An 8,039-nucleotide genomic window follows, 5' to 3' on the forward strand; every position below is an offset into this window, starting at 1 on the left:
CCAGCACTCCCCCGATCCGCACCGCGATGATCTACACCCCAGACGCCGCCGCAGCCGCCGAAGCCTGGAACCTCACCCCATCCCCAGCCACCGCCGACGTCCTCCTCGCCGAACCCCACCTGAACGTCGTCTACACCCGCGCCCGCAGAACCCCGACAGGCATCAGAATCGCCGCCCTCCCCCAGGTAGCCGCCGACCTCCTCACCGGCCCAGGCCGATGCCCCAAGGCGGCCGAACACCTAATCCACTGGATGCAACAAAATGAACCCACCTGGCGCCTCTGAACACGCGAACAAATCAGAGGCTGCAGTTCACCAGGACTGGTTCGTTGATGAGGGTGATGCCGAAGGCCTGGTGGACCTGGGAGCGGACGTGGGCGGCCAGGGCCAGGAGTTCTTTGGCGGTGGCGTTGCCGCGGTTGGTCAGGGCCAGGGTGTGCTTGGAGGAGACGGCCGCGTTGCCGATCGCGTACCCCTTCGCGATGCCGGCGTGCTCGATCAGCCAGGCCGCGCTGGTCTTCACCCGGCCATCAGGCTGCGGCCACTGCGGTGCACCCGCCGGTACTTCGGCCGTCGTGTCGAGGATCGGGTTCGTGAAGAAGGACCCGGCACTCCACGTGTCGTGGTCCGCCTCGTCGAGCACCATCCCCTTGCTCCGGCGCAACCCGAGAACAGCCTCTCGTACCGCGGTCATCGGTGCCCGCGATCCCGGCTCGACCTCGAGCACCCGGGCCAGTTCGGCGTACTCGATCGGCGCCGACAGGTCCCCGAGCCGAAGCTGGAAGGCAACCTCCAGTACTGCGTAGCGCGCCGGGTCGGCCTTGAACCGCGAACTCCGGTAGGTGAATCCGCAGTCGGCAGCGAAGATCGTCCGGACGGCGTTGTCGACGCGGTCCCAGACCCGGACGGAGGCGATCGTCTCGGCGACCTCGTGCCCGTACGCGCCGACGTTCTGCACCGGCGTCGAACCGGCCAGCCCGGGGATCCCGGACATCGACTCGAGCCCGCTCCACTCCTCACCAATCGCGCGCTGGACGACGGCGTCCCAGTCCTCCCCCGCTGCGACGTGGATCATCGCGCCGGAGCAGGCATCGGCGTCGACCCGGATCCCGGTGGTGGCGACCTTGATCACCGTGCCGCGGAACCCCTCATCGCCGATCACCACATTGCTCCCGCCGGACAGCAGCAGCACCGGCTCCTTCGCGGCATCGGCATCACGGATCGCCGTGATCAGGTCGGCTTCGGTGGTCGCCGCGACCAGCCGGTCGGCCGGCCCTCCGATCCGCAGAGTGGTCAAATCCGCCAGCCGAACGTCGGCGGTCACGGTCGACGTCTCGGTCGACGTGCTGGTTGGCGTTTCGGCCGACGTCGCGGTCGGTGTCCCGAAAGGGGGCTGCGAAGTACTCACGGGACGCGCACGACCGCCCTGGCCCGGCCGAGGACTTTGTCCTCGCCGGCGATCGCGGTGATGTCGATCTCGGCGAGCCCGTCCGCGACCTTGTCCACCTTCGCCGAGAAGGTGACCGTCGCGCCCTTGTCGTCGTCCGGAACCACGACGGGCTTGGTGAACCGCACGCCGTACTCGACGAGATCAGCCGGGTCGTCCAGCCAGTCCGTGACGACCCGAGCAGCGCTCGCCATCGTCAGCATGCCGTGCGCGATCACGCCGGGCAGACCGAGGGCCGCGGCCATCCGGTCGCTCCAGTGGATCGGGTTGAAGTCGCCGCTGGCACCGGCGTACCGGACCAGGTCCTCGCGCCGCAGCGTGACGGTCAGCGAGGGCAGTTCGGTGCCGACCTCGGCCGCACCTTGGGGACTCATGCGTCCGCCCGGTTGTGCGTGACGGTCGCGGTCGAGGTGGCGAGCGGCTCGCCCTCGGCAGTCGTCAGCACGGTCTCGTACATGATCACCTCGACGTCACCCGCTTTGCGGACGGTGGTGATGGTCGCTCTCGCGGCCACCTCGTCGCCTGCCTTGATCGGGCGGACGTAGTTGAACTTCTGGGCGCCGTGCACGATCCGGTCCAGCCGGAGGCCGAGGTCCGGGTCCGCGAGCAACAGGTCGAGCGCCCCGGCGCTGAGCACGAACGCGAACGTCGGCGGCGCGATCGCCTCATCACCGCGGTACGCCGGGTTGGGGTCCCCGATCGCGTCGGCGAACTCCCGGATCTTCTCCCGGCCGACCTGGTAGGACTCGGCGGCCGCATAGCTCCGGCCGACCATCGTGGCGTCGATCGTCATATCCAGTAACCCTACTGGCAGACTGTGACACCGAGGGCCGCCACCCACTCGACTGAGATCACTGGGGGATCGCAGGAAGGTAGGAAGTGTGACGGCACGCAGTGTCACGGCAGGTTCTGTAGCTGGTAGGGCGGGTGTGGCCGCGCTGGCCAGGTATGCCCCTCGCTACCGGTTGGAGATCGGCGAGCCGAGCGGCACCGACTGGCTCCGGGTCGACCGGATCCTCGAACCGGACAGCCCCGAGCTGACCGAACTACTCAAGCGCGACCACGACGCGAGCGGCCACGTCTCGGCCCACGCGAACGCGCTCAGCCTGATGTCGTTCTACGCCGGCCGCGCGCCCGCGACGGCGCTGCTGCTCTGGGCGCTGGAGGGCCGGGTGCTCGACATCCGCCCGCACAACCTCTGGGTCCGCCCGCACGACGGCCACGGCCTCGCCTCGGTCGTGATCAGATCCGCCCGCTTCCTGCCAGGCGGTCTCCAGACCCTGTACGACGTGGTGCTGGCAGAGCACCTTCTCCCACTGGCAACAGAACTCCATCGCCGAACCCGCGCAGGTCTCCGCCAACTCCACGGCGGCGTGGCAGCCGGTTGCGCTATGGGCTTCTGCGCCGCAACCCGCGAAGAGGAGACGGTCGCGCCCTCCTTCTTACAAGAGCGCTGGGACACCTTCATCGCCAAGGCCCCGGCCGGCCTGGCCCGCCTCGGCGACGTCACCGAAGCCGCCAACAAACTCGTCTACCTCCGCAACACCTGCTGCCTCTACTACACCAGCGAAAAAGGCTGCGGCACCGTCTGCGGCTCCTGCTGCCTAACCCCCCGCCCCACCCGCCTAACCGCCTACACAGCCGGCCGCCCCATCCTCACCGTCTGATAACTGTCGGTGGAGCCGTCTACAACTGAACGTGTCGATGCGAAGGCCGTCCGGGCAAAAAAACGGCCCCCGTGAGGGGGCCATTCCAGCCGGCCGAACCGGCATCGATGTCGTTACTTTACCACGGGCCGCGGTTGGCCCACGGCTCATTGACGGGGGCAGGGCATGGCGACGGTTGCCGCCTATATCGACGGTTTCAACCTCTTCTACGGCATGAAAAGCAAGTTCGCCCGCAAGTACCTCTGGCTTGACGTCGCCGACTTGGTACAGCGCCTCCGACCGGAGGATGACATCGCCGTCGTCCGCTACTACACGGCACTGGTGAAGGGCGAGCCTGACGCCGCGTCGCGCCAGAACCACTATCTCGAGGCCTGCAAGCGCACTGCGGATCAGTCCTGGATGTGCAGATCGGCTGGTTCAAGCCGCGCAAGCTGGCACCTTGCAAACAGTGCGGTGAGGACTGGCTCTGCGCCTGCCCTCGCAAAGTGCGCACCTTCGAGGAGAAGGAGACCGATGTCGCTTTGGCAGCCGCGATGGTTGCAGATGTCGCCCGAGGGCTGGCCGACCTGACACTGCTGATCAGCGCCGACTCCGACTTTGCTCCGGCGATCAGGGCGGTGAAGCAGGTCCGGCCCGAGCAACAGGTGATCATGGCGATGCCGCCAGGAAACCCCAAGCCACATAAGCGGTTCGCGGATCTTGGGTTCTTCAGCATCAACGAGACGGCGCTCCGCCGATCCCAGCTCCCCGAATCCGTCTACGACCCGGCGATCAAGGCCGTGCGTCGGCGCCCGGAGAAGTGGATCTGAGGGCGGTCAGGCCTGCGGGACTGGGATCCAGCGGTGGGACCAGGTTTCGATGGATTTGACTACCTGTTCCAGGTCTTGGCCTTTGGGGGTTAGGTAGTACTCGACCTGGACGGGGGTGGAGGGGATGACGCGGCGTTCGACGATGTCTTCGGCTTCGAGGGAGCGGAGGCGTTCGGCGAGCATGGTGTCGCTGAGGCCTGGTACTGCAGCCTTGATCAGCGCGTAGCGGTTCTGGCCCTCCATCAGGGCGACCAGGATCGCGCCGGTCCAGCGCGCGCCGATCAGCTCGATGGCGGCGTGGAACCGCGGGCAGATCTTGTGGATGTCGCGCACTTCCCCCATGCGAGCCCCCTGCTCAGGTGGTGACCACGGCCGCCCGGAGCGGACGCAGCGCGTCGGCCAGCCGGTGCAGTTCGTCGAGCATGGCCTCGGCCGCCGTTGTCATCACGTCGTTGGCGACCAGATTACCGTCGTCGTCGATGAACTGGCGGACGAACGGGATGGAGACCGCCTCGAAGATCGGGATCATTTTCAGCGTGGTGACCACCTGCTTGATCATCTGCGCGGCACGAGTGCCGGCCGCGACCCCGCCGTAGCTGACCAGGCCGACCGGCTTGTACTGCCACTCGGTGTGCAGGTAGTCGATGGCGTTCTTCAGCTCGGCGTTGTAGCCGTAGTTGTACTCCGGCATCACGAAGACGAAAGCGTCCGCCTCGTCGACGGTCCGGCTCCAGTCCTGGGTGTGCTGGTGGATGTACTGCCCCATCCGCGGGTGGTTGGGCTCGTTCATGAACGGCAGGTCCACCTCGGCGAGGTCGACCAGCTCGACAGTGTCGAAGGCACTGTGCTCCACCGCCAGCGCGTCGATCCACTTCGCGACCGGGAAACCGACCCGGCCGGGTCGCGTGCTGGCAATGATGATCTTCAGTACGGCCACAGCCTGATCCTTCGCTCGGAACCCACCGGCCTGCGCCGGCTAACACTTCGAGCGTATCAGGAAACCTTAGCTCCTAAGTAATCCTGAGCTACATGATTCCGGGCACGCGAAAAGGGCCGCTTCGGTGATCCGAAGCGGCCCTCGCGAAGAGTGCTGAGGTCAGCGGGTTTCGCGGTGCTCGGTGTGGTCGTTGCAGCGGGCGCAGTACTTCTTCAGCTCAAGACGATCCGGGTCGTTGCGCCGGTTCTTCTTGGTGATGTAGTTGCGCTCCTTGCACACCGTGCAGGCCAGCGTGATCTTCGGGCGGACGTCGGTCGACTTGGCCACTAGTGCCTCTTCTTGTCAGGAGTGCGCAACTTGGGTGATCGCACTCTCGAGATACTGCGTTGGTGGGTAGCGGGGGCGGGAGTCGAACCCGCGACACCACGATTATGAGCCGTGTGCTCTAACCACCTGAGCTACCCCGCCAGAGAGACCGTCATCCCATCCGGCGGACCGGACGGGACAGCGATTCTCAGAGCCCCTTTACGGAATCGAACCGTAGACCTTCTCCTTACCATGGAGACGCTCTGCCGACTGAGCTAAAGGGGCGGGCCGAGGAGAGAGATTACACGGTCTGCCGCCCCGATGTGAAATCGAGCCGACCGCACCTTGCAGGCCCCTCAGTCCGTCCCGGAAAGCATACCGGCTCCCGCGAGTACTTCTGGCCAGATTTTCGGTCCAGCACGATCTGCCGGGGAGCGGAAATTCGATGTCGAGAAGCCGGGCGCGGCTTCGTCGTACTCTCAAAGACTCCTGGAGAGGACAAGAACATGGCTGGACAGAACGCGCTGCCTCCGGTGGTATCCGCGGAGGAGTGGGACCGGGCCAGGGACGAGCTGCTGACGGCCGAGAAGGCGGCCACGCGGGCTCAGGACAAGCTGGGGGCGCAGCGGCGCCGGTTGCCGATGGTGCGGTTCGGGGAGTACACGTTCGCGTCGACGAACGGGGCGGTGACGCTGCTCGACCTGTTCGGTGACCACCAGCAGCTCGCGCTCTACCAGTTCATGCACAGCGGCCCGGACCACTTCTGTCCGGGCTGCACGCACTTCACCAACCAGGTCACCGACCTCGACGGCCTGGCCCGGGACGGCGTGGCCTGGGCGACGGTGTCGGACATGCCACTGGACCAGATGGCCGGCTACTGGAAGAAGATGGGCTGGACGGTGCCGTTCGCCTCCTCCGCCGGTACGACATTCACCGCGGACACCGGCGCGGGCGGGGGCTTCCTCCTCAACGTGTTCGTCCGCGACGGCGACACCGTCTACCGCACCTACACCACCGGCCAGCGCGGCGTGGACCGGCTGTTGTGGGTCAACAACATTCTCGACCTGGCGCCGTACGGCCGTCAGCAGGACTGGGAGAACTCCCCCAAAGGCTGGCCCCAGCACCCGACCTACGGCTGAGTCCAGACGCGGCTCGGGTACGACAAGCGCAGTACCGGCATCACCTCCGTGACGAATGTCTAGACGGAGGCGCGATTGTCGTTCTCGGAAGCCCCGGCACCTCGAGGGCGACGCCGGACAGTTCGTGCCCGAACGCCTCCTGGTAGCGGCCGAACTTGTCGATCACCTGCTCCGGCGACCCCACCAGCACGGACCCGCCCCCGAGGAACTCCTCCAGCGTGGTGAACGGCAGCTGCTTGTGCCGCGCACCCGGCGAATCCATGAAGGCGTCGAAGATCGGCCGGTATCCCTCCACGGCCTCCTGCGAGCTCTTCTTCACATAGAGCCCGTTGAACCCGGCACCGACCACCGCATCCGCCGGATCATGCCGAGCCCCGACCTGCCCTGGTACTGCGGGGCTGCGGGGCACGAACCGATCATTGTCCAGAGCAACTTCCAATTCCGGCCCGGCGAATCGGACGATTCCCGCCCGGTGCAGCGCGAGCAGTTCCTCCAAGCGGCGCGGAGGCGGTCCGCTGGCGACGAAGGAGAAGAACCCGTGCCACTCGGTCTCCACGTGCCGTACGCGATCTTCGTCGGACAGCCTGCCCGCGGTGATCGCGACCGACAGCACGCTGTAGATGCTCAGCAAGGCATTGAAGACCGCTAGATCGGCCGAGTACTCCGGGTCGGTGCGGCGCAGCAGGTCCGTCTCGACCAACCGCACCAACCTCCGGTCGAGTTCACCGCGATCCGCGAAGGAGACGCCGGCGAAGGGACGATCCACCTCGGCCAGGATGAACCGGTCCTCGGCCGCTGGCACTGCTTGTTCCACCGCGGCAACGAATTCGGGTGCCGTGGGCAACGTTCTGTCCAGGAGTTCCTCGAACTGTTGCCACGACCACCTTGTTCGCTCCGGGTGGACCTGGAACAGCTGCTGGTAGTGGGCGAACGCGAGCTCCTTGTCGATCAGCGGCCTGACCTCGGACTGGAAGTCGAGAAGCCCTTCTCCCGCGAGAGCCTCGGTCGTCAGGTAGCGCGTGGGAACCGGGGTCGCTCCGGCCACGGTGTAACCGAGCTTGGCGTGGTACGGAACACCTCGCCGCGATCCGACCTACAGGATCGGTTCGTTGCCGGAGGGGTGGTAGGTGAGCAGGCCGGGGCAATCGTCGTACCAGCCGCCGCGGGCCTCGATGAGCAGCACCATCAGGTCGATGAAAGCCTGGCCGAGACCGCGGACGATCACGTTCTCCCCCCGGCCGGAGCTCGGTCAGGTCGACGTCCGCGGTGTAGCCGGAGGCGATGTAGGTGAGGCCCGCCGCCTCCGCGGTGCTCGTCCACCTGACCTCCTCAACTGTCGGCTCCCGATCGAGATACCCCAACGCCAGCACCACCAAGTCCGCCTCCAACACCTCCCCCGACCCCAACACCACCCGCTGCCGCGTTGCGTCCGAAGAAGGGGAGGGCAGGACCCCGGGTTCTTCGGACGTTACGGAGGGACAAACCTCTCATTATGTGGACGCCCCTAGCGCCTCCACAGGGCCGTTCGCGGCCGGGACGCAGGTGATCCCCGTCACGGCCGGATTCAACTACCCGAGCGCCTAAGTTACGCCTGAGTGGCCACGAGCGGGCAGATGGCAAACACGAGGAGTAGCCAGATTCCGTGATCTCGTCGCACTGCGCGTTTGAGGGGTCTGTGACGTCGTCGTTATGGTCGTTGAGCCGTTGTGGATGACCGCAGCGGCATCTCGACTTC

12 protein-coding genes and 2 tRNA genes are annotated in these 8,039 nt (G+C 66.4%); 4 read left to right on the forward strand and 10 right to left on the reverse strand.

Annotation, left to right across the window (positions count from 1 at the left end; translation table 11 throughout):
• A partial coding sequence (locus VFG33_RS21270) for a hypothetical protein (protein ID WP_325054666.1) occupies nucleotides 1–284 on the forward strand: 284 nt, incomplete at its 5' end.
• A 13-nt stretch (nucleotides 285–297) separates the two neighbouring features.
• Here the strand turns inward: VFG33_RS21270 and VFG33_RS21275 are convergent.
• From VFG33_RS21275 to VFG33_RS21285, 3 genes are read right to left on the reverse strand one after another with little or no spacing between them, the layout of a single operon-like run.
• Nucleotides 298–1,407: a UDP-N-acetylmuramate dehydrogenase gene (locus VFG33_RS21275; protein WP_325054667.1), complete on the reverse strand. Its 1,110-nt coding sequence runs from the start codon at nucleotides 1,405–1,407 to the stop codon at nucleotides 298–300.
• On the reverse strand, nucleotides 1,404–1,820 hold the full coding sequence (locus VFG33_RS21280) for a MaoC family dehydratase (RefSeq protein WP_325054668.1): 417 nt from the start codon (nucleotides 1,818–1,820) through the stop codon (nucleotides 1,404–1,406). Before VFG33_RS21280 ends, VFG33_RS21275 begins: the two co-directional genes overlap by 4 nt.
• On the reverse strand, nucleotides 1,817–2,239 hold the full coding sequence (locus VFG33_RS21285; protein ID WP_325054669.1) for an FAS1-like dehydratase domain-containing protein: 423 nt from the start codon (nucleotides 2,237–2,239) through the stop codon (nucleotides 1,817–1,819). Before VFG33_RS21285 ends, VFG33_RS21280 begins: the two co-directional genes overlap by 4 nt.
• Before the next feature lie 88 nt (nucleotides 2,240–2,327).
• Here VFG33_RS21285 and VFG33_RS21290 point away from each other — a divergent pair, with 88 nt between their 5' ends.
• Both VFG33_RS21290 and VFG33_RS21295 read left to right on the forward strand, forming a co-directional pair.
• On the forward strand, nucleotides 2,328–3,113 hold the full coding sequence (locus VFG33_RS21290) for a hypothetical protein (protein ID WP_325054670.1): 786 nt from the start codon (nucleotides 2,328–2,330) through the stop codon (nucleotides 3,111–3,113).
• 401 nt (nucleotides 3,114–3,514) lie between these two features.
• Nucleotides 3,515–3,922 (forward strand): NYN domain-containing protein, encoded by a 408-nt coding sequence (locus tag VFG33_RS21295; protein ID WP_325054671.1) that lies wholly within the window; start codon nucleotides 3,515–3,517, stop codon nucleotides 3,920–3,922.
• A gap of 6 nt (nucleotides 3,923–3,928) precedes the next feature.
• Here the strand turns inward: VFG33_RS21295 and VFG33_RS21300 are convergent, their stop codons facing one another.
• The 5 genes from VFG33_RS21300 to VFG33_RS21320 all read right to left on the reverse strand — a co-directional run bounded on the left by VFG33_RS21300 (nucleotide 3,929) and on the right by VFG33_RS21320 (nucleotide 5,450).
• Complete coding sequence (locus tag VFG33_RS21300; RefSeq protein ID WP_325054672.1) at nucleotides 3,929–4,264, reverse strand: winged helix-turn-helix transcriptional regulator; 336 nt, start codon at nucleotides 4,262–4,264, stop codon at nucleotides 3,929–3,931.
• 13 nt (nucleotides 4,265–4,277) lie between these two features.
• Nucleotides 4,278–4,859: an NADPH-dependent FMN reductase gene (locus VFG33_RS21305; protein WP_325054673.1), complete on the reverse strand. Its 582-nt coding sequence runs from the start codon at nucleotides 4,857–4,859 to the stop codon at nucleotides 4,278–4,280.
• Nucleotides 4,860–5,018: 159 nt separating this feature from the next.
• A complete protein-coding gene (rpmG, locus tag VFG33_RS21310; protein WP_209692755.1) occupies nucleotides 5,019–5,186 on the reverse strand; it encodes a 50S ribosomal protein L33 in 168 nt (55 codons plus the stop codon).
• A 67-nt stretch (nucleotides 5,187–5,253) separates the two neighbouring features.
• Nucleotides 5,254–5,327, reverse strand: a tRNA-Met gene (locus VFG33_RS21315).
• A gap of 50 nt (nucleotides 5,328–5,377) precedes the next feature.
• A tRNA-Thr gene (locus tag VFG33_RS21320) sits at nucleotides 5,378–5,450 on the reverse strand.
• A 221-nt stretch (nucleotides 5,451–5,671) separates the two neighbouring features.
• On the opposite strand from VFG33_RS21320, the gene VFG33_RS21325 reads away from it, so the two are divergent.
• Nucleotides 5,672–6,304, forward strand: a complete 633-nt coding sequence (locus tag VFG33_RS21325; protein WP_325054674.1) for a DUF899 family protein — start codon at nucleotides 5,672–5,674, stop codon at nucleotides 6,302–6,304.
• Between the two features lie 40 nt (nucleotides 6,305–6,344).
• On the opposite strand, the gene VFG33_RS21330 is transcribed toward VFG33_RS21325, so the two are convergent.
• Nucleotides 6,345–7,349: a hypothetical protein gene (locus VFG33_RS21330; RefSeq protein ID WP_325054675.1), complete on the reverse strand. Its 1,005-nt coding sequence runs from the start codon at nucleotides 7,347–7,349 to the stop codon at nucleotides 6,345–6,347.
• A 48-nt stretch (nucleotides 7,350–7,397) separates the two neighbouring features.
• The gene (locus VFG33_RS21335) at nucleotides 7,398–7,529 is read right to left on the reverse strand and encodes a hypothetical protein (RefSeq protein ID WP_325054676.1); all 132 of its coding nucleotides are present in this window, start codon (nucleotides 7,527–7,529) and stop codon (nucleotides 7,398–7,400) included.
• Nucleotides 7,530–8,039: the final 510 nt, after the last annotated feature.

Origin of the sequence: Kribbella sp., from assembly GCF_035687465.1 — a bacterium.
GTDB lineage: Bacteria > Actinomycetota > Actinomycetes > Propionibacteriales > Kribbellaceae > Kribbella.